Origin of the sequence: uncultured Limnohabitans sp. (genome assembly GCF_937889215.1) — a bacterium.
GTDB lineage: Bacteria > Pseudomonadota > Gammaproteobacteria > Burkholderiales > Burkholderiaceae_C > Limnohabitans_A.
The window spans coordinates 1-18,301 of the sequence record NZ_CALBEX010000347.1 but is presented as its reverse complement, the minus strand read 5'-3'; the positions used below and the strand labels follow the sequence as shown (position 1 = coordinate 18,301).

The 18,301-nt window shown below is 59.5% G+C and carries 18 protein-coding genes and 1 pseudogene; 10 read left to right on the top strand and 9 right to left on the bottom strand.

All coding sequences use genetic code 11. The features are described 5' to 3' along the window. Nucleotides 1-592: pseudogene (locus tag Q0341_RS08945) on the bottom strand (hypothetical protein); the annotation flags it as partial. Nucleotides 593-696: 104 nt separating this feature from the next. Beyond that, complete coding sequence (locus Q0341_RS08940; protein ID WP_299512291.1) at nucleotides 697-1,524, bottom strand: IclR family transcriptional regulator; 828 nt, start codon at nucleotides 1,522-1,524, stop codon at nucleotides 697-699. Nucleotides 1,525-1,637: 113 nt separating this feature from the next. Here Q0341_RS08940 and Q0341_RS08935 point away from each other — a divergent pair, with 113 nt between their 5' ends. Beyond that, the gene (locus Q0341_RS08935; protein WP_299512289.1) at nucleotides 1,638-2,651 is read left to right on the top strand and encodes a fumarylacetoacetate hydrolase family protein; all 1,014 of its coding nucleotides are present in this window, start codon (nucleotides 1,638-1,640) and stop codon (nucleotides 2,649-2,651) included. An 84-nt stretch (nucleotides 2,652-2,735) separates the two neighbouring features. On the opposite strand, the gene gatB is transcribed toward Q0341_RS08935, so the two are convergent. The 3 genes from gatB to gatC are packed head-to-tail and all read right to left on the bottom strand — an operon-like array spanning nucleotide 2,736 to nucleotide 6,045. Next, nucleotides 2,736-4,280 (bottom strand): Asp-tRNA(Asn)/Glu-tRNA(Gln) amidotransferase subunit GatB, encoded by a 1,545-nt coding sequence (gatB, locus tag Q0341_RS08930; RefSeq protein WP_299512287.1) that lies wholly within the window; start codon nucleotides 4,278-4,280, stop codon nucleotides 2,736-2,738. A gap of 1 nt (nucleotide 4,281) precedes the next feature. Further along, nucleotides 4,282-5,742: an Asp-tRNA(Asn)/Glu-tRNA(Gln) amidotransferase subunit GatA gene (gene gatA / locus Q0341_RS08925; protein ID WP_299512284.1), complete on the bottom strand. Its 1,461-nt coding sequence runs from the start codon at nucleotides 5,740-5,742 to the stop codon at nucleotides 4,282-4,284. Nucleotides 5,743-5,745: 3 nt separating this feature from the next. Then, nucleotides 5,746-6,045: an Asp-tRNA(Asn)/Glu-tRNA(Gln) amidotransferase subunit GatC gene (gene gatC / locus Q0341_RS08920; RefSeq protein WP_299512281.1), complete on the bottom strand. Its 300-nt coding sequence runs from the start codon at nucleotides 6,043-6,045 to the stop codon at nucleotides 5,746-5,748. A gap of 213 nt (nucleotides 6,046-6,258) precedes the next feature. On the opposite strand from gatC, the gene Q0341_RS08915 reads away from it, so the two are divergent. The 4 genes from Q0341_RS08915 (at nucleotide 6,259) to mrdA (ending at nucleotide 10,837) form a co-directional block, all read left to right on the top strand. Next, a complete protein-coding gene (locus Q0341_RS08915) occupies nucleotides 6,259-7,302 on the top strand; it encodes a rod shape-determining protein (protein ID WP_299512279.1) in 1,044 nt (347 codons plus the stop codon). Nucleotides 7,303-7,371: 69 nt separating this feature from the next. Then, on the top strand, nucleotides 7,372-8,319 hold the full coding sequence (gene mreC, locus Q0341_RS08910; RefSeq protein ID WP_299512277.1) for a rod shape-determining protein MreC: 948 nt from the start codon (nucleotides 7,372-7,374) through the stop codon (nucleotides 8,317-8,319). Further along, complete coding sequence (gene mreD, locus Q0341_RS08905) at nucleotides 8,316-8,837, top strand: rod shape-determining protein MreD (RefSeq protein WP_299512275.1); 522 nt, start codon at nucleotides 8,316-8,318, stop codon at nucleotides 8,835-8,837. The genes mreC and mreD overlap by 4 nt, the downstream gene beginning before the upstream one ends. Nucleotides 8,838-8,839: 2 nt before the next feature. Further along, nucleotides 8,840-10,837, top strand: a complete 1,998-nt coding sequence (gene mrdA / locus Q0341_RS08900) for a penicillin-binding protein 2 (protein WP_299512274.1) — start codon at nucleotides 8,840-8,842, stop codon at nucleotides 10,835-10,837. 24 nt (nucleotides 10,838-10,861) lie between these two features. Here the strand turns inward: mrdA and Q0341_RS08895 are convergent, their stop codons facing one another. The 3 genes from Q0341_RS08895 to Q0341_RS08885 form a co-directional block, all read right to left on the bottom strand. Further along, a complete protein-coding gene (locus tag Q0341_RS08895; RefSeq protein WP_299512272.1) occupies nucleotides 10,862-11,275 on the bottom strand; it encodes a VOC family protein in 414 nt (137 codons plus the stop codon). Between the two features lie 292 nt (nucleotides 11,276-11,567). Then, nucleotides 11,568-11,927, bottom strand: coding sequence for a TraR/DksA C4-type zinc finger protein (locus Q0341_RS08890; protein WP_299512271.1), 360 nt, complete (start codon nucleotides 11,925-11,927; stop codon nucleotides 11,568-11,570). Between the two features lie 61 nt (nucleotides 11,928-11,988). Further along, nucleotides 11,989-12,636, bottom strand: coding sequence for a glutathione S-transferase (locus Q0341_RS08885; RefSeq protein WP_299512270.1), 648 nt, complete (start codon nucleotides 12,634-12,636; stop codon nucleotides 11,989-11,991). Between the two features lie 127 nt (nucleotides 12,637-12,763). Here Q0341_RS08885 and Q0341_RS08880 point away from each other — a divergent pair, with 127 nt between their 5' ends. The 5 genes from Q0341_RS08880 to Q0341_RS08860 all read left to right on the top strand — a co-directional run bounded on the left by Q0341_RS08880 (nucleotide 12,764) and on the right by Q0341_RS08860 (nucleotide 17,059). After that, nucleotides 12,764-13,120, top strand: a complete 357-nt coding sequence (locus Q0341_RS08880; protein WP_299512267.1) for a DUF2946 family protein — start codon at nucleotides 12,764-12,766, stop codon at nucleotides 13,118-13,120. Between the two features lie 131 nt (nucleotides 13,121-13,251). After that, nucleotides 13,252-13,722 (top strand): copper chaperone PCu(A)C, encoded by a 471-nt coding sequence (locus Q0341_RS08875; protein ID WP_299512264.1) that lies wholly within the window; start codon nucleotides 13,252-13,254, stop codon nucleotides 13,720-13,722. A 334-nt stretch (nucleotides 13,723-14,056) separates the two neighbouring features. Continuing rightward, nucleotides 14,057-14,926: a TauD/TfdA family dioxygenase gene (locus Q0341_RS08870; protein WP_299512263.1), complete on the top strand. Its 870-nt coding sequence runs from the start codon at nucleotides 14,057-14,059 to the stop codon at nucleotides 14,924-14,926. A 107-nt stretch (nucleotides 14,927-15,033) separates the two neighbouring features. Continuing rightward, nucleotides 15,034-15,804, top strand: a complete 771-nt coding sequence (locus Q0341_RS08865) for a PhaM family polyhydroxyalkanoate granule multifunctional regulatory protein (protein ID WP_299512261.1) — start codon at nucleotides 15,034-15,036, stop codon at nucleotides 15,802-15,804. Between the two features lie 7 nt (nucleotides 15,805-15,811). Then, complete coding sequence (locus Q0341_RS08860; protein ID WP_299512259.1) at nucleotides 15,812-17,059, top strand: FIST N-terminal domain-containing protein; 1,248 nt, start codon at nucleotides 15,812-15,814, stop codon at nucleotides 17,057-17,059. Nucleotides 17,060-17,127: 68 nt separating this feature from the next. Here the strand turns inward: Q0341_RS08860 and tgt are convergent, their stop codons facing one another. After that, nucleotides 17,128-18,300 carry a tRNA guanosine(34) transglycosylase Tgt gene (tgt, locus tag Q0341_RS08855; RefSeq protein WP_299512256.1) on the bottom strand — a complete coding sequence of 391 codons (1,173 nt, stop codon included), beginning with the start codon at nucleotides 18,298-18,300 and terminating at the stop codon, nucleotides 17,128-17,130. Nucleotide 18,301: the final 1 nt, after the last annotated feature.

Genomic DNA, 18,301 nt, shown 5'->3' with positions numbered 1-18,301 from the left:
CCACCTGTGCGTCGTCGCGTGGGTGTCGACGGGCCACCCATTTGCTGGCTTGCAGGGGCCGTCCGTCCAGTTGCAATGTCTCGACCTGCTCCAGGGTCAACAACCAGGGCAAGGCATCACGCACTGTGGCAGTCTGAATTTGCAAACGGCTGCCGGGCTGCAAGCCCCCGCCGGCTTTGGCCATGGCGACGGCCAGTTGCGCGTAAAGGCTCACCTGATCTTGGGCGCCGTCCTGCAGTGGTACCGCTTGGGGGTTGTCACTGAAAACGATGCGCCTGGCTTGACGGTCAAAGTCGGCCGTTTTCCCTTTTCGCCAATCGTCTGAAAACCGATGGGGTGCCAGCCCGGCCGGGGTGATTTGGCCCGTGCTGCGCCATTGGCGCGAGCCGAGCAAAAAAACCTTGATCGACAAACGCATGTCGTACGCGCTGGCGTTGTGTTGCCAGCGCAACTCACCGCTGGCTTGGTAGGGGATGCCTTTTTCCTGGCCATTGAGTCGGTAGCTCAGCAAAGCCGAGGCGGGTAACGCCGAGGCCTCTGGCTGCAGCGGCTCTGCGGCATCAGCCCCTTTGAGCCACAAGCCCAGGGGCATCACGCGCAACAGACAAACCCAACTCAGCAACTGGCGTCTGTTGGCCTGCGTTGGGTGCTGGTGGCTTGGCATGGGGCAGGGCCGGTGGGGTAAGCCAGCGGCATTCAAGCCGTGCGCCAGCCCAGGTCGGCCGACAGTTGGTGCGCAAATGCACGCAGCGGCTGAGCCACGGGGCCATCCCAGTCGGCATCCAGCGTGGCCGATGAGCCCAACGACACCACACCCAAGGCCAAATGCCCGCCTGCATCGAACACGGGCGCACACAGGCCTGAAATGCCCGGCAACAGCACATTGACCACGCGGCCCAGCCCTTGCGCCCGGGTCTCGCTCAGCATGGCTTGCACTTGTGCCGGGGTGGAGGGTAAATCGCTGCGGCCGAGTTTGCGGGCCAAGGCCAGCTCGGCGTCGATCATGGGCTGCGCCTTGTTGGCTGCGCCGCCGTGGCCGATGAAGGCGGCAAAACACCGGCCCGTGGCCGACGACAAGAGTGGCATCACATCGCCCAGTCGCAGGCTGACGGGCATGGCCAGCGGCGTTTCTTGCCAATGCACCAAGGTCGGACCCCGGTTGCCCCAGACAGCCAGGGCCAGAGTGTGGCCGGTTTGGTCCATCAAAGTGGGTAAGCGCTCACGCGCCAGTTTGACGGCGTCTAAGCGAGACAAAGTGGCCAAACCCAGGCGCAGAGTGGCGGGACCGAGTTCGTAGCGTGTATTGGCATCCTGCACCACCAAATTGAGGCGCTGAAAGCTCACCAAGTAGCGGTGGGCCTTGGCGGCACTCATGCCCGCCGCACTGGCCAAGTCGCGCAACATCAAGGGACCCGGTGCCTGGGCCAGCACGTCCAACAGGGCAAAGCCCACCTCTACCGACTGGATGCCTGCGCGCTCTTTGTCCCCGTCTGGGGTCGTGTCCAAGGTGCTTTCGGTGGCCATATGCTCTAGAATCTGGTTTCGTTTAGTTAAACGAGTTTAACAATGCGTAATTTAATGCGTGATTCAGCCTTGGCGAACTTGGCTTTGAATGACGGAAAAAACAGGTAAACATCATGAAATTGGCGACCTACAAAGACGGCTCACGCGATGGACAACTGGTGGTGGTTTCGCGCGATCTGAGCACCGCCCATTATGCGACCGGCATCGCCAGCAAACTGCAGCAAGTGCTGGACGACTGGAACTTTTTGGCCCCGCAGCTGGAAGACCTGTACACCACCCTGAACCAAGGCAAGGCCCGCCACGCTTTCCCGTTTGACCCGGCGCAATGCATGGCCCCCCTGCCCCGCGCCTACCAGTGGGCCGATGGCTCCGCCTACATCAACCATGTGGAGCTGGTGCGTGCGGCGCGCAACTCCGAAGTGCCCGCCAGTTTTTACACCTATCCGCTCATGTACCAAGGCGGCAGCGACGACTTCATTGGTCCTTGCGACCCGGTGGTCTGCGCCAGCGAAGCTTTTGGCATCGACTTTGAAGCCGAGATCGCCGTCATCACCGGCGACGTGCCCATGCAGACCAGCGCCGACGACGCCGTCGAAAGCGTGCGCCTGATCATGCTGGCCAACGATGTGAGCCTGCGCAACCTGATTCCTGCCGAACTGGGCAAGGGTTTTGGGTTTTTGCAAAGCAAACCCGCCACCGCCTTCAGCCCCGTCGCTGTGACGCCCGACGAGTTGGGTGACACTTGGCAAGGTGGCCGCGTGCACTTGACGTTGCAGTCCACCTGGAACGGCCGCAAAGTGGGCATGTGCGAAGCCGGCCTCGAGATGACCTTCCACTTCGGCCAATTGATCGCTCACATCTGCAAAACCCGCAACGTGCGCGCCGGCTCCATCGTGGGCAGCGGCACGGTGAGCAACAAAAGCGTGGAAGTGAAGGGCAAACCCGAGTGGCCCAAAGGCTACAGCTGCATCGCCGAAAAACGCGCCATCGAAACCATCCTGGACGGCAAGCCCAGCACCGAATTCATGAAGTTCGGCGACACCATCCGCATTGAGATGAAGGGCCAAAACGGCGAAAGCTTGTTTGGCGCGATCGAGCAGGAAATCGTGCCGTTGGCCCAGGCGTGACACCCTTTTGAAGGCGAGTGAAGCGTAAAAAAGCCGTTTACGCTTCATCCACGAAGCGCAAACGGCGATGGTGGCAGAGGACGGTCAGCCCAGCTTCTTCATCAACAAAGCATTCACCTGCCCCGGATTGGCCTTGCCCTTGCTGGCCTTCATGATCGGGCCGACCAGGCCGTTCAGGGCTTTGGCGTTACCGGCCTTGAACTCTTCCACGTTCTTGGGGTTGGCGGCGAGCACGTCGTCGATGATCTTTTCCAGCTCGTCGGTGTCGTTCATTTGTTTGAGGCCTTTGGCTTCGATGATCGCATCCATTAACTGAAGTTGTTCTCGCAACGCATTGAAACGTTGAGCCCAATCCCGAATAGAGTTGATTCCTTCGGGCCACGATGGAACTCTAAACTCACCTAACCATACTGTTTCGAAAACCTGACGTGCGGCATTGTTGCTGATGGAGTCATCCTGAATTCGTGTAATCAGGGCTGCCAGCTGCATTGCGCTGACGGGGGCTTGCTCAATGTCCATCTCGCTGGCGTTCAATCGGCGTGACACTTCGCCCATGATCCAGTTGCTGGCCAGTTTGGCTTGGCCGCAGGCTTTGGCCGTGGCTTCAAAGTAGGTGGCGACCGCCTTGCTTTGGGTCAGCTGCGTGGCGTCGTATTCGGGCAGGGCGTAGTCTTTGACGAAGCGCTCGGCCATCACGCGGGGCAACTCGGCCATTTCGCTGCGCACGCGCTCCACCCAATCGCGGCCGATCACCAGTGGTGGCAGGTCCGGGTCGGGGAAGTAGCGGTAGTCGGCGGCGTCTTCCTTGGTGCGCATGGCGCGGGTCTCGCCCGTGTCGGGGTCGAACAGCACCGTGGCTTGCTGGATGGTGTGGCCGTCTTCGATTTGGTCAATTTGCCAGCGCACTTCGTAGTCGATGGCTTGCTGCATGAACTTGAAGCTGTTCAGGTTCTTGATCTCGCGGCGGGTGCCCAGCGGGTCACCAGGCTTGCGCACCGACACGTTGGCATCACACCGGAAACTGCCTTCTTGCATGTTGCCGTCGCAGATGCCGATCCAGGTCACGATCTTGTGCAGCTCTTTGGCATAAGCCACGGCTTCGTCGCTGCCGCGCATGTCGGGCTGGGTCACGATTTCCAGCAAAGGCGTGCCAGCGCGGTTCAGGTCAATGCCGGATTGACCCCCACCTCCGAGTGCTGCGTCTTCGTGCAGCGATTTGCCCGCGTCTTCTTCGAGGTGCGCACGTTCCAAGCGCACGGTTTTGCGAACAGTCTCTTTGCCCTCTTCCAAAAAGAAGGACACCTCGCCGCCTTGCACCACCGGGATCTCGAACTGGCTGATCTGGTAGCCCTTGGGCAGGTCGGGGTAGAAGTAGTTTTTGCGGGCAAAGATGCTGCGCTCAGCGATGTGCGCGTTGATGGCCAGACCGAATTCAATGGCGCGTTCGACCGCGCCGACGTTCATCACGGGCAGCGTGCCGGGCAGGGCCATGTCCACCGCGCAGGCTTGCGTGTTGGGCTCAGCACCAAACGCCACGGAGGCGCGGCTGAAAATCTTGCTTTTGGTCGAGAGTTGGGCGTGTGTTTCGAAGCCGATGACGACTTCGTAGCCTTGGACGAGTTTGCTCATGTCAGATGCCCTCCGGCTTGCGAAGGTGGAAATCGGTCGCTTGTTGCAGGCGGTGCGCGGCGTTCAGCAACTGGGCTTCTTTGAAGTAGTTGCCAATCAACTGCAGGCCCACAGGCATGCCGCCCACGCCAAAGCCTGCGGGCACGCTCATGCCGGGCAGACCGGCCAGCGAGGCGGGCAAGGTGAATATGTCGGCCAGGTAGTCGGCAACGGGGTCGCCCGCGTTTTCGCCAAACTTCCAGGCCACCGATGGGGCCACGGGGCCAGCGATCACGTCGCATTCTTTGAACGCGTTTTGGAAGTCATCGGCAATCATGCGGCGAATTTTTTGCGCTTGAAGGTAGTAGGCGTCGTAATACCCATGCGAGAGCACATACGCGCCCGTCATGATGCGGCGCTTGACCTCGTTGCCAAAGCCTTCGGCGCGGGTCTTTTTGTACATGTCCACCAAGTCGGTGTAGTCCTTGGCACGGTGGCCAAACTTCACGCCGTCAAAGCGGCTGAGGTTGGAACTGGCTTCGGCCGGGGCAATGATGTAGTACACCGGAATCGACAATTCGGTGCGCGGCAGGCTGATGGGCACCAGCTTGGCACCGAGCTTTTCATATTCGCGCAAAGCGCCATCGACGGCAGCGCGCACATCGGCGTGCAGGCCTTTGCCAAAGAACTCTTTGGGAATGCCAATGCGCAGGCCTTCAAGTGAATTGTTCAGCGATGCCGCGAAGTCTTCGGTCGGCATGTCCAGCGAGGTCGAGTCACGGTCCAAGTCCGCACCGCACATGGCGCTCAGCAAGAGCGCGCAGTCTTCGGCGCTACGGGCCATAGGGCCGGCCTGGTCCAAGCTCGATGCGTAGGCGATCATGCCGTAACGGCTGGCGCGGCCATAGGTGGGCTTGATGCCGGTGATGCCGCAAAAGCTGGCGGGCTGGCGGATCGAGCCGCCTGTGTCGGTGCCGGTGGCGGCGGGGGCCAGGCCAGCGGCCACAGCGGCGGCGCTGCCGCCAGAAGACCCGCCAGGCACACGGGCTGTGTCCCAGGGGTTTTGCACCGGGCCGTAAGCCGAGTTTTCGTTGGCCGAGCCCATGGCGAATTCGTCGCAGTTGAGCTTGCCCAAGCTGACCATGCCCGCTGTGCGCAGGCGCTGTACCACGGTGGCGTCAAACGGCGAGCGGTAGCCGCTCAGGATTTTGGAGCCTGCGGTGGTGGCGAAATCGCGGGTGACAAACACGTCTTTGTGCGCCACGGGCACGCCTTCCAGTGGCCCGGCGGTGCCGTCGGCCAGTTTGGCGTCCGAGGCGCGGGCCTGGGCCAGCGTCACTTCGCTGTCGATGTCCAAAAACGCGTTGTGTGGGTTGCCGCCCATGCGGGCCAAAAAGCGCGTGGCGACTTCCACCGCACTGACTTCTTTGGTGTGCAAAAGGTTTGCCAGCGCTTTCACGCTGAGGTTGTGCAGATCACTCATGGCTTACTCGATGACTTTGGGGACCAGGAACAGGCCGCGCTCGACGGCGGGGGCGCTTTGCTGGTTCAAATCGCGTTGGTTGGGCTCGCTGGCCAGGTCGGGGCGCAGGCGCAGCGTGATGTCCTGAATGGCCGCCACGGGGTGGGCCATGGGGGTGATGCCGGTGGTGTCGACCGCCTGCATGGCTTGGACGATGCCAAAAAAGCCGTTGATTTGAGTGAGCATGCGCTCGCTTTCATCGGGCTTGAGTTCCAGCCGGGCGAGGTTCGCGATGCGGGCAATATCTTGTGGGGTCAGCGACATGGTTCAAAAAGGCTTGTAATGGCGGTGTTTTTCAATGCAAGGCAGTGGCTTGGGGCCGTCAAATCATTGGGGTATCGGGTATTATCCTGTGTTTGCTGAAGGGTTCAGAATGCCTTGCCAAGCACCCATTTTGATACACCTCTATTTGCTTGCTGTGCCCCACTTGTGCCTGTTTGTTGATCAGGCTCGGGTTTGAGCCCCAAAGGATTTCCCATGTTTTCCTCATTTCGTCGTTATTTTTCCAGTGATTTGGCCATTGACCTGGGCACTGCCAATACCCTGATTTTTGTGCGTGACAAGGGCATCGTGCTGGACGAGCCCTCTGTGGTGGCCATCCGCCACGAAGGTGGCCCTCAGGGCAAGAAAACCTTGCAAGCCGTGGGCCACGAAGCCAAGGCCATGCTCGGCAAAGTGCCCGGCAACATCGAAGCCATCCGCCCCATGAAAGACGGCGTGATCGCCGACTTCACCGTGACCGAGCAGATGCTCAAGCAGTTCATCCGCATGGTGCACCCGCGCAGCACTTTCCGCCCCAGCCCGCGTATCATCATTTGCGTGCCATGCGGCTCGACCCAGGTCGAGCGCCGTGCCATTCGTGAGTCGGCTTTGGGTGCTGGCGCCTCCGAGGTGTATTTGATCGAAGAACCCATGGCCGCAGCCATCGGCGCGGGCTTGCCCGTGTCGGAAGCTTCGGGCTCGATGGTGGTGGACATTGGTGGCGGCACCACCGAGGTCGGTGTGATCTCATTGGGCGGCATGGTCTACAAAGGCAGCGTGCGCGTGGGTGGCGACAAGTTCGACGAAGCCATCATCAGCTACATCCGACGCAACTACGGCATGATGATCGGCGAGCCCACGGCCGAAGCCATCAAGAAGAACATTGGTTCTGCTTTCCCAGGCAGCGAAGTCAAGGAAATGGAAGTCAAGGGTCGCAACCTGTCTGAAGGGGTGCCGCGCAGCTTCACCATCAGCTCCAATGAAATTTTGGAAGCCCTGATCGATCCGCTCAACCAAATCGTCTCGGCCGTCAAGACGGCGCTGGAGCACACGCCACCCGAGTTGGGTGCCGACATCGCCGAGCGCGGCATGATGCTCACCGGTGGTGGCGCTTTGCTGCGTGACCTGGACCGCTTGCTGGCCGAAGAAACCGGCTTGCCGGTGCTGGTGGCCGAAGACCCGCTGACCTGCGTGGCGCGCGGTTGCGGCATGGCTTTGGAACGCATGGACCAGCTGGGCAGCATTTTTACCACCGAGTAAGAAACGGACGGGTGCGGATTGGCTGCCACCCCACTTCTTCAACCCACCACCATCCGGTGCAATTGAACCATGGCCCTGGATACGTTTGAACGCAGCGCACCGCCGATCTTTCGGCCGGGTCTGTCTGCGACTTCAAAGATGTTGCTGCTGGGGCTGCTGGCTGTTTTGCTGATGGCGGCCGACCACCGTTTGCAAATATCGCAGCCCCTGCGCTCCGGTGTGGCCTTGGTACTGGCACCATTGCAATGGCTCTCATTGCAACCCGGTCGAGCGGTCCGTGCTGCTGGCCAATATTTGGGTAACTTGGAAGAGGCGCAAGATGCCGCAGAAGTTTTTCAGAGCCGGACGATTGCCCAGGCGCAGCGCTTGCAACAGGTTGAACAGCTGACGCAGGAAAACGCCCAATTGCGGCAGCTGTTGGATTTGCGGGCACAGACGGGCGGCCCCGCCAAGGCCGTTCAGGTGCTCTACGACACGGCTGATCCCTACACCCGACGCGTCGTGGTGGACCGAGGCCAACTCGCAGGCATTGTGCAAGGCTCTGCCGTCATTGACACGGCGGGCGTTGTGGGGCAGGTCACCCGCGTGTATCCCTTGGTCAGCGAGGTCACCTTGCTCACGGACCGCGACCAAAGCATACCGGTCATGAACACCCGTACTGGCAGCCGCCATGTGGCCAACGGAGATCCTTACACCTTGGGTGGGTCCCTGGATTTGAAATTCGTGCCATCGGGCATGGACATTCAAAATGGCGACCTCCTGACCACCAGCGGTCTTGATGGGGTTTATCCGGCGGGCTTGCATGTGGGGCGAATTGTGCGCATTGATCGCCGAGTGGAGTCAACCTTTGCCCGGGTGCATGCCGAGCCGATGGCCACCGAACGTGGGCGTCACTTGCTGGTGCTCTTGCCGGTAAAAGATTGGCCTCCAGCCCCAGAGCCTGCGACCGGTAAAAAGGCGACCACAAAAGGCAAACCGGGCTTGCCCGGACAGCAAGCCGCAGGAGCTCAACCATGATCATGCCCGCTGGCCGCCCCCTCCTGTTGCCCGCCAATCCCAAGTTCATTGCGCTCAGTTTTTTACTGGCCTTGCTGATGCACATGCTGCTGGGCCTGCTGGGTTGGTATTGGGTGCCTGACGTGCTCGCTGTTGTGATGGTGTTTTGGACGGTGCACCAACCTCGGCGTGTGGGTTTGATTCTGGCGTTTTTGTTGGGCTTGGCGCTCGATGTGCATGAATCGGCCTTGTTGGGGCAAAACGCTTTGTCGTATGTGGTGCTCTCTGGCCTGGCGACATTGGCGCAGCGTCGTTTGCTGTGGTTTCCTTTGCGTGAGCAGGCTTTGCAAATTTTGCCGCTCTTTTTGGCGGCTTCGGTAGTCGAGTGGCTCTCGCGTTTGATCGTGCACGATGCTTGGCCAGCTTGGAGTCAATTGTTGGCGCCCTTCATGCAAGCTGCGCTGTGGCCCGTCGTGGGGGCTTTGTTGTTGGCTCCGCAACGGCGTGCTTTTGAACGCGATGACATACGGCCGCTTTGACCATGTCATGGAACATGCCTTCGCTGTCGGAGTTGCGCGACATACGTGCTGAGATTGATCGATTTCAAGGCCGCGTGGTCGTGATCCAATGGGTGGTGCTGCTGTGCTTTTTGCTGTTGGCGGCGCGCTTGATCCACTTGCAAGTGATCCGTTACGACGACCTGATGGCACAGGCCGAAAACAACCGAACCGCCATCTTGCCCACCGTGCCGCCACGCGGCAACATCTTGGACCGCAATGGCTTGGTGCTGGCCAACAACTATTCGGCTTATACCTTGGAGATCACGCCTTCCAAAGTGCAAGACTTGGAAGTCACGATTGATGAGCTGGCCGAGTTGGTGGACATCCAGATCAAAGACCGTCGCCGCTTCAAGCGACTGCGTGAAGAATCCAAAAGCTTTGACTCACTGCCCATTCGCAACCGCCTGACGGACGAAGAAGTGGCCCGCTTCAGCGCCCAGAGCTACCGCTTTCCCGGGGTTGAAATCAAAGCCCGTTTGTTCCGCCAGTACCCGTATGGTGAATTGGCCAGCCATGTGATCGGCTACATCGGGCGCATCAACCAACGTGACAAAGAGCGGCTCGAAGAAAACGATGACACGGCCAATTACAGGGGAACCGAGTACATCGGTAAATTGGGTGTGGAGCAACGCTATGAGCGCGAGTTGCACGGCGTCACCGGGATCAATCAAATCGAGACATCAGCCGGGGGACAGGCGATCCGAAGTCTGTTCAACCGTCCTGCCGTGCCTGGGCAAAACGTGGTGTTGTCCATTGATATCCAGTTGCAAAAAATGGTGGAAGACCTGTTTGGCAAGCGGCGCGGCGCTTTGGTGGCGTTGGACCCGAAAACAGGTGCCGTGTTGGCTTTTGTGAGTAAGCCAACGTTTGACCCCAACTGGTTTGTGGATGGCATCGATGTTGAGAACTGGCAAATGCTCAACGAGTCGATCGACAAGCCCTTGCTCAACCGGGCATTGCGCGGGACTTACCCACCGGGCTCCACTTACAAGCCGTTCATGGCCTTGGCGGCGTTGACCACGGGCAAACGCAAAGCCAGCACCACCGTGAACGATACGGGTTCATGGACGTACGGCGGCCACACCTTTCGCAGCCACGGCGATGTGGGCTTGGGTTCGGTGGACATGGTGACTTCCATCGTGAAGTCGAGCAACGTGTATTACTACGAGCTGGCCAACGACATGGGCGTGGACTCGATCCATGACTTCATGAAGCCTTTGGGTTTTGGACAGATCACCGGTATCGATTTGCCAGGTGAGGTGCGCGGCATTTTGCCCAGTACCGACTGGAAGCGAAGTTACTTCAAAAGGCCGGAGCAGAAAAAATGGTTTGGAGGAGAAACCATTTCGCTGGGCATTGGTCAGGGTTACAACACCTTCACCATGTTGCAGCTGGCTTCGGCCACGGCCACAATCGCCAATGGCGGCGTGCAATTCAAGCCCCATGTCGTCACCGCAACGCAAGAGGCGCTCTCGCACATCCAAGCCCAAGTGCACACGTCAGAACCTTTGGATTTGGGCTACAAGCGCGAACACATCGACGTGGTGCGAAAAGGTTTGGAGGGTGTGGTGACCGCTGGGACATCGCAACGGGTGTTTGCGGATGCGCCCTACACCAGCGCCGGCAAGACCGGTACTGCGCAAGCTGTGACCATTGGGCAAAAAGAAAAATACGATGCGGCCAAAATGTCGGAATACCAGCGTGACCATGCTTTGTACATGGCTTACGCGCCAGCTGACAACCCTCAAATAGCCTTGGCTGTGGTGGTCGAGAATGCGGGGTTTGGTGCAGCCGCTGCCGCGCCTATCGCGCGCCGTGTTTTCGACTATTGGTTGTTGGGTCAATACCCCAGCGAAGCAGACATGCTGGCCACACAAAAAGGCATGACCTCCGTGCCCATGGGTCAACCACGGTCTAAAAAAGATGTGCCTTTGATCGGTCCCAAGCCCGAGCCCTCGGGAAAGTCTGAGGGCCGGTGAGACCCTTGTTTCTGGACCGCTGGGTTAGTTGGCGTAAATCGCGCTCAGATCGGCAAAGCCCTTGACCTCGATTGGGTTGCCAAAAGGGTCCATGAAAAACATGGTCCATTGCTCTCCGGGTTGGCCCTCAAAGCGCAAATGGGGCGCCACCACAAACGGCATGTTCGCCGCCAACAAGCGGTCTGCCAAAGCTTGCCAATCGTCTTTTTGCAAGACCAGGTCAAAGTGCGGCATGGGCACGAGTTGATCGCCCACATGGCCTGTCAGCGTGGTTTTGAAAGGCTCACCCAGGTGCAGTGAAATCTGATGCGAAAAGAAATCAAAGTCCACCCAAGTGTCGGTTGACCGACCCTCTTGGCAGCCGAGCGTGCCGCCGTAAAAGCGACGGGCTTCGTCAAGGTCCGTGACGTGAAACGCAAAATGGAAAAGGCTTCTCATGTTTCAAAGCATAGCAGGGCGAGGCACCGCAAGTGCTGACGATCCACAGCCAACAACGGCGGACCATTGAGTGGGCCCAGTGAGGTCTTGAGCCTAGGGCTTGCAGTGACTCTTTTGCAGGTGGGTGCCTACAGGACCGACATGCAGTTGGTGGATCCATAGTCCTTTGCAAATTCATTTCTCGAGTGGATGAGTCGTCGGACCCTAAAGGCACGACCTGCGAGCCTGATTGACGTTCAACCCATCGATTCAATCATCTTGGCGCTGGATCCTTGATGCGCCAATTCGGCTTTCATTGGGCAGCTTCGACAATGCCCTGACAAGTGACGCAACGCAAGGCTGCAGGGTAAGCGTCAAGCCGTGCCGCAGGAATGTCTGCTGCACAGTCCATGCAGGTGCCATATTGCCCCGCATCAAGACGTTGCAAGGCTTGGGCCAATTCGCCGAGTTCAGCCGTTTCGTGCGCGTTCATGGCGAACTCTTTGTCGCGCTCGGTGATCACTTGGGCGTGGGTGTCAAAGTCATGGACGTCTTTTTTCGCTGCCATGGCCGCCTGGGAGATGACCCCACCGCGTTCAAAAGCCATGCGTGCAAGCAGTTGCGCCCGCTCTTGCAGCAGGCGCTCACGGTAAAGGGTGGTAGATGTGTTCATGCCTCATCCTGAACCGTGGCTGAGTTCCCTGTATTGATCCAAGTCAACGCAGGGGCTGCACTCACTTGGCCTTCATGCGCGCCATCATCAAATCCATATTGGCTTTGCGATCGGCATTGACCTTTTGCATGTGCGGGCGTTCGCCCATGTGTTTGAGGTAGTCGCGAACGGGCAGGTCGGCCAAAAAGTCGCGCCCATAAACCACCTTGGTGGCACCAGAAACCAAGGGCAGGTGTGCCACGGCGGCGCAATCTGCGAGGGTGAAGGTGTTGCCCGCCACAAATGGCGAAAATTGAGCCAGCTGGGTGAAGGCTGCGATGTTTTTTTCCAGTTGCGCGGCAGTTTTTTCTTTCACTGAGTCGCTCACCTTGCCACCAAAAAAGGCTTCTGCGTACAGGTTGCGCGCCACCAATTCCAAATGCAAATCCAGAAAGAGGGCCAATTCGCGGACCTTGGCCGCCTCAAAGGGCGAGGCGGGCAACAGCGGGTTTTGTGGGTATTGGTGCTCAATGTATTCCAGCATCACCGCCGATTCACACATGGCCCCATCGGGTGTTTTGAGGTAAGGCACTTTGCCCAAAGGGCTGGCCTGGGCGTCGGTGGCCCCTACCCAAGCGAGTTCTTCTTCAAAGGGGACGCCCTTTTCAAGCAAGGCCAATTTGACTTTGTTGTGGTAGTTGCTGGCTGCAAAACCGCAGAGTGTGAGCATGGAAGTCTCCAAACTTGTTGAGTGTTGAAACGTCTAGATTAATGGATGGACTCACTTTGGAGCGTCGCTCATTTGACCGAGGGCAGACTGCTTAAAAAAGGCTTTGCCTTGCGTCATAATTCAAAACATGCAAACCCTGCGCAACGCCCAAGCCCTGACACGCCTCGTGTTGGTCTGGTTCGCGTTGTTCACCGGGGTGGCTGTGGCCTCGCCGTTGGTCAATCCTGAAGGCTTGCAACTGGTTTGTACGGCGGCGGGCAGCGCCAAACTGGTGCAGTTGGATGCAGATGGTCAGGCCGCTGGCGACAGCGTTGATGGCTTGCATTGCCCTTTGTGTTTGCCCATGAGCGCACTGCCCACGGTGTCGGTACAAACACAGGGTCATACGGGGCTGTCCTTCGCGCTGGCCCCGTCAGAGCAGGCACGACTGGCCTCGCTCATCGGCCTGCCCTGGCAGGCCCGCGCGCCCCCCGCATTCGTTTGATCTAGGCGGCAGTTTGACGGCTGCATGCGGTGCGACCGCATGCGCTGCTTCATGGGCCCGCCTGAGGGTGTCGCTGTTTTGAGGCACCACCTGCTCTTTTCCCCTTTGTCATTTTCTTTTTGGAGTTCGCCATGAAACGCGTTGTTGTCTCTCTTGCCGTCTTGTTGTCGGCTCTTGCCTCTCAAGCCCAAGCCCAAGTCACCGTCAAAGACGCCTGGGTGCGCGCCACTGTGGCGCAGCAAAAAGCCACAGGCGCTTTCATGCAGCTGCAGTCGGCGCAAGACGCCAAACTGATCTCGGCCCAGTCGCCTGTGGCGGGCGTGGTTGAAGTGCATGAGATGAGCATGGACGGCGGTGTCATGAAAATGCGCGCCATTCCCAGTTTGAACTTGCCTGCAGGCCAAACGGTAGCGCTCAAGCCGGGTGGTTACCACGTCATGATAATGGACCTCAAGGGTCAGATCAAAGACGGTGACACGGTGCCTGTGACCTTGGTGGTGGAGGGCAAAGATGGCAAACGCCAATCGGTCGAGCTCAAAGTGCCAGCGCGCAAAGCCGCCATGCCCGCGATGAAGCATGGCGACGGCCACATGAAGCATTGATGGCTTGGTCCCCTTGGCATGAACACCAACAGAACTTGGACTTTGGCCCAACTTTGTAGGCACCGGTTTTATGGCCTTGTTCAGCCCAGCTGACGACAAACCGCAGCGCAGTTTGTGGCGCTGTGTATAGCGCTAAATCAGGGGTGGGGCTCGCGTTGACAGTTTGGCCGTCGACATAAATCTGCTCAGGCGAGAGTCTCCTAATGTGACTGTGGCGTCAGCAACTTGTGTGTTCGCTGCAGACCAGCGTGCCTTCAAGGCCTGGGTGAATTCTGAGCGAGAGCTGAGCCCACTGATGACCGGGCATCGTAAACTGCATTCAAAGGGAATCAGCATGGCGAAATCAAAAGAACTTCCGAAGGCTTACGAATCATTTGTGGTCGAGCCGTACACCCCCCACATTGGGGCCACAGTTCACGGCCTGGACATTGCGCAAGCCTTGAGCGGGGCGGTCCAAGCCGAGTTGAAAGCGGCCTTGGCCCAGTTCGAGGTGATCTTTTTTCGGGATCAAGTGCTCACCCCTGCTCAGCAGGTGGCCTTTACACGCAGCTTTGGCCATGTCAACGAAGTCAAAGCCTTCTTTCCCCGTGTGGAAAGCCAGCCCGAGATTGAAATTGTGGAAAGCACCGCCGAGCGCCCGGCTGCCAACAACAATTGGCATTCCGACATCACCTGGCAGGCCAATCCGCCCATCGGCACCAGCCTCTATGCGCAAGTGATTCCGGCCAGCGGCGGCGACACCGTTTGGGCCAGCATGACCACCGCCTACGAGGCCTTGCCCGCCGACTTCAAAGCCTATCTGGAAACCCTGAGTGCCATGCACACTTGGGAGGTGACCGGCTGGACCGAGTACTTGCTGCACCAAGATGCCACGGGCGAGCAGCTGCAGGCCGCTCGCGCCAAATACCCGCCTGTGACGCACCCGGTGGTGCGTGTGCACCCTGTCACCGGCAAAAAGATTTTGTACGTCAACCCGACCTTCACCACCCACATCCATGGCCTGTCGCGCACGCAAAGTGATGCATTGCTGGCGCAGTTGTTTGGCTTGATCACAGCGCCTGAAGTGCAAGCCCGGTTTCGCTGGCAGCCCAATTCCCTAGCGGTTTGGGACAACCGCTCAACCCAGCACTACGCTGTGGCCGATTTTTATCCGCAGCACCGCAAACTTCACCGCGTCACGTTCACAGCCGATCGGGCTTTTTGAGCTCTGAAAACCATCAAGTTGCTTATCAATGGTGCCGCAGCTTGAGCAAATGGCTGCTTGAAAGCGTCTTCAGGTAAGCTTTGCAGAACACTTTTCAAGGAACTGCCATGAGCGACCCTTCCGCCTTCGGCTTTGGCCAATTTGTGCCGGGCTTTGACTTTTTACAAAACCTGTCCAAAAACACGTCGCAAGCCCAGCCTTCGGCAGCGGCGGGCATGCCCGGCATGGCCAGCTGGGTGGCCCCCACGCTGAACATCGAAGACATCGACAAACGCATTCAGGAGTTGAAGTCGGTGCTGTTCTGGCTGGAACAAAACACCACAGCACTCAAGGCCACCATCCAGGCGATGGAGGTGCAAAAAATGACCTTGACCACTCTGCAAAGCATGAATGTGAACATGGCCGACCTGGCCAAAGCATTCACAGCCAAGCCCCCGGTTTCCGCAGCTGCGCCGGAACCTGTGGCAGAACCCGAGCCCGCCACGCCGTTTGCGTCGTCAGAAAAAGCCGATGCCGGCAAAGCCAAAGCAGCCACTGAGGAGGCCACTGAGGCGGCCAAACCCGCCGTCGATCCGATGCAATGGTGGGGCGCTTTGACGCAGCAGTTCCAGGGCATTGCCACTGCAGCATTGAAAGACGTGGCAGGAGAAGCCAAGAAGGCAGGATCGGTCGCCCGATCAGCCAAAACTTCGGCTGCGCGCAAGGCCACTCCAGGCAAAACTGCGACAGGCCAAACCGGCAAGACGCGAGCCGCCCAAGCCGCGGGGGCACACAAAAGCGCAACCGCCAAGCCCGCATCCGCGGTCAAACCGGCCAAAGCTCAGACCTCCCGCAAAGTGTCCCCATCTGCCACACCGCGCAAAGCCGCCAAAAAGTAAGTTGCCCATGAAGTTGTTTCCTTGTGGCCACGCCACCCATCCGCAGTGGCGCATGGCCGCTGGCTTGGTGCTGGCGCAGGTGCGCGCCCAAATGGGCTTGCCCGATTACGCAAGCCAACCCCGGTTGGCGCTGCTCTACATCACCGACCATTACGCACCCGAGGCGCAAGCCCTGCTTGACCACTTGCGCCAAGCGCTGCCCGAGGTGCCCGACTGGGCGGGCACGGTGGGCATTGGCGTGGCGGTGAACAACGCCGAGTACTTTGACGAACCCGCCATGGCGCTCATGCTGTGTGACCTGACGCCAGAGCAATACCGCGTGTTCTCGGGTGTGTCGCCCTTGCCTGCGGGTTGGGCCGATGCGGCTTTGGTGCACGCTGACCCGAGCACGCCCGACTTGGCCGAGTTGATTGGCGAGGTCGCTGAGCGCACGCAACAAGGCTATTTGTTTGGTGGCCTGAGCGCCAGCCGCACACGCAGTGTGCAGTTTGCCGTGCGGGCCGAAGACGCTGGAGGCCAAGAGGTGCATGGCGGTGTGCTGCAAGGCGGCCTGAGTGGCGTGGCGTTTTCGCCCGAGGTGGCTTTGTTGTCACGCGTCACGCAAGGCTGTCAGCCTGTGGCGCCCGAGCGAGAGATCACCGAGGCCGAAGGCCATGTGGTGCTCAAGTTGGCGGACAAGCCCGCGCTGGATGTGATGCTGGCCGATTTGGGCATCAGCCTGAGTGAGCCGCAAAAAGCCATTGCCGTGGTGCGTTCCACCTTGGTGGGCTTGAGTGCGTCTGGTGAGTCCGGTGTGGGCCGTGCGGGCAATCTGGGCAGCGCCGTGCGGGTGCGCCACATCATTGGCCTTGACCCTTTGCGCCAAGGCGTGGCCATTGCCGAGCATCTGCAACCCGGCATGCGCTTGACGTTTTGCAAGCGCGATGTGCAAGCGGCCCGTGCCGATTTGGTGCGCGTGTGCGCCGAAATCCGCGAAGCGCTGGAGCCCGAGATGCTGTCCATCGAAGCCATCAATTCGCTGAGCGACGACCCGGTGCCCACACTGCCCCAAGCAGGTCAGCGCATCGCGGGCGCGGTGTACGTGAGCTGCACCGGACGAGGCGGTCCGCACTTTGGCGGGCCGAGCGCCGAGCTGCAAATCATCCGGCACGCTTTGGGTGATGTGCCCTTGGTGGGCTTTTTCGCGGCAGGCGAGATCGCCCACAACCAGCTGTACGGTTACACCGGGGTGTTGACGGTGTTCACGACCGATTGAGCCCCCAAGTTGTTGAAACATCCTTGAAAATCTGGCGGTTCATTCCGTGATTTGCAAGGATAAATGCCTTAGACCCCCCGCGCCCGATCCGTCTTGAATTGCGCCCTGAACTGCGAGAACTGACCCGCGTCCAGCGATTCGCGCACCTCGCGCATCAGGTTCAGGTAGTAGTGCAGGTTGTGGATGGTGGTCAGCATGGGGCCGAGCATTTCGCCGCAGCGGTCCAAGTGGTGCATGTAAGCGCGGCTGAAACCGTCTCGGCCACCGTCATCCCACGATACGCCAGACGTTCCCGCGCAGGCATGGCAGGTGCAGCTGGTGTCCAGCGGCTGCGGATCGTTCTTGTGGCGGGCATTGCGCAGCTTCAGGTCGCCAAAGCGGGTGAACACCGTGCCGTTGCGGGCATTGCGGGTGGGCATCACGCAGTCGAACATGTCCACGCCATCGGCCACGCCTTGCACCAAATCCTCGGGGGTCCCTACGCCCATCAGGTAGCGCGGCTTGTTCGCGGGCAGGCGGTGCGGGGTGTGCGCCATGATTTGCAGCATCAGGTCTTTGGGCTCACCCACGCTCACGCCGCCCACGGCATAACCCGGAAAGTCCATCTCCACCAGCGCGTCCAGCGATTCTTGGCGTAGGTTCTCGAACATGCCGCCTTGCACGATGCCAAACAGCGCGTTGGGGTTTTCCAGACGGGCGAACTCGTCTTTGGAGCGCACGGCCCAACGGCGGCTCATCTCCATGGATTTACGCGCTTCGGCCTCGGTGGTCAGGTGCCCCTTGGTCTCGTAGGGCGTGCACTCGTCAAGCTGCATCGCGATGTCTGAGTTCAGGACGGTCTGGATCTGCATGCTCACCTCGGGCGACATGAACAGCTTGTCGCCGTTCACGGGGCTGGCAAAGGTCACGCCCTCTTCGGTGATCTTGCGCATGTCGCCCAGTGACCAAACCTGAAAACCGCCCGAGTCAGTCAAGATGGGTTTTTCCCATTTTTCAAACTGGTGCAGGCCGCCAAAGCCTTTCATGATGTCCAGCCCCGGGCGCATCCACAAATGGAAGGTGTTTCCCAAAATGATCTGCGCGCCCATCTCGTGCAGGCTGCGCGGCATCACACCTTTGACGGTGCCATACGTCCCCACGGGCATGAAGATCGGCGTTTGCACCACGCCATGGTTCAGGGTCAGCGTGCCTCGGCGGGCTTGGCTGGAGGGGTCGGTTTTGAGCAGGTCGAATTGGAACATG

Excerpts from the sequence above, each read along its gene's own strand:
- Q0341_RS08940 (WP_299512291.1), bottom strand. The coding sequence starts at position 1,524 with ATGGCCACCGAAAGCACCTTGGACACGACCCCAGACGGGGACAAAGAG.
- Q0341_RS08935 (WP_299512289.1), top strand. The coding sequence starts at position 1,638 with ATGAAATTGGCGACCTACAAAGACGGCTCACGCGATGGACAACTGGTG.
- gatB (WP_299512287.1), bottom strand. The coding sequence starts at position 4,280 with ATGAGCAAACTCGTCCAAGGCTACGAAGTCGTCATCGGCTTCGAAACA.
- gatA (WP_299512284.1), bottom strand. The coding sequence starts at position 5,742 with ATGAGTGATCTGCACAACCTCAGCGTGAAAGCGCTGGCAAACCTTTTG.
- gatC (WP_299512281.1), bottom strand. The coding sequence starts at position 6,045 with ATGTCGCTGACCCCACAAGATATTGCCCGCATCGCGAACCTCGCCCGG.
- Q0341_RS08915 (WP_299512279.1), top strand. The coding sequence starts at position 6,259 with ATGTTTTCCTCATTTCGTCGTTATTTTTCCAGTGATTTGGCCATTGAC.
- mreC (WP_299512277.1), top strand. The coding sequence starts at position 7,372 with ATGGCCCTGGATACGTTTGAACGCAGCGCACCGCCGATCTTTCGGCCG.
- mreD (WP_299512275.1), top strand. The coding sequence starts at position 8,316 with ATGATCATGCCCGCTGGCCGCCCCCTCCTGTTGCCCGCCAATCCCAAG.
- mrdA (WP_299512274.1), top strand. The coding sequence starts at position 8,840 with ATGTCATGGAACATGCCTTCGCTGTCGGAGTTGCGCGACATACGTGCT.
- Q0341_RS08895 (WP_299512272.1), bottom strand. The coding sequence starts at position 11,275 with ATGAGAAGCCTTTTCCATTTTGCGTTTCACGTCACGGACCTTGACGAA.
- Q0341_RS08890 (WP_299512271.1), bottom strand. The coding sequence starts at position 11,927 with ATGAACACATCTACCACCCTTTACCGTGAGCGCCTGCTGCAAGAGCGG.
- Q0341_RS08885 (WP_299512270.1), bottom strand. The coding sequence starts at position 12,636 with ATGCTCACACTCTGCGGTTTTGCAGCCAGCAACTACCACAACAAAGTC.
- Q0341_RS08880 (WP_299512267.1), top strand. The coding sequence starts at position 12,764 with ATGCAAACCCTGCGCAACGCCCAAGCCCTGACACGCCTCGTGTTGGTC.
- Q0341_RS08875 (WP_299512264.1), top strand. The coding sequence starts at position 13,252 with ATGAAACGCGTTGTTGTCTCTCTTGCCGTCTTGTTGTCGGCTCTTGCC.
- Q0341_RS08870 (WP_299512263.1), top strand. The coding sequence starts at position 14,057 with ATGGCGAAATCAAAAGAACTTCCGAAGGCTTACGAATCATTTGTGGTC.
- Q0341_RS08865 (WP_299512261.1), top strand. The coding sequence starts at position 15,034 with ATGAGCGACCCTTCCGCCTTCGGCTTTGGCCAATTTGTGCCGGGCTTT.
- Q0341_RS08860 (WP_299512259.1), top strand. The coding sequence starts at position 15,812 with ATGAAGTTGTTTCCTTGTGGCCACGCCACCCATCCGCAGTGGCGCATG.
- tgt (WP_299512256.1), bottom strand. The coding sequence starts at position 18,300 with ATGTTCCAATTCGACCTGCTCAAAACCGACCCCTCCAGCCAAGCCCGC.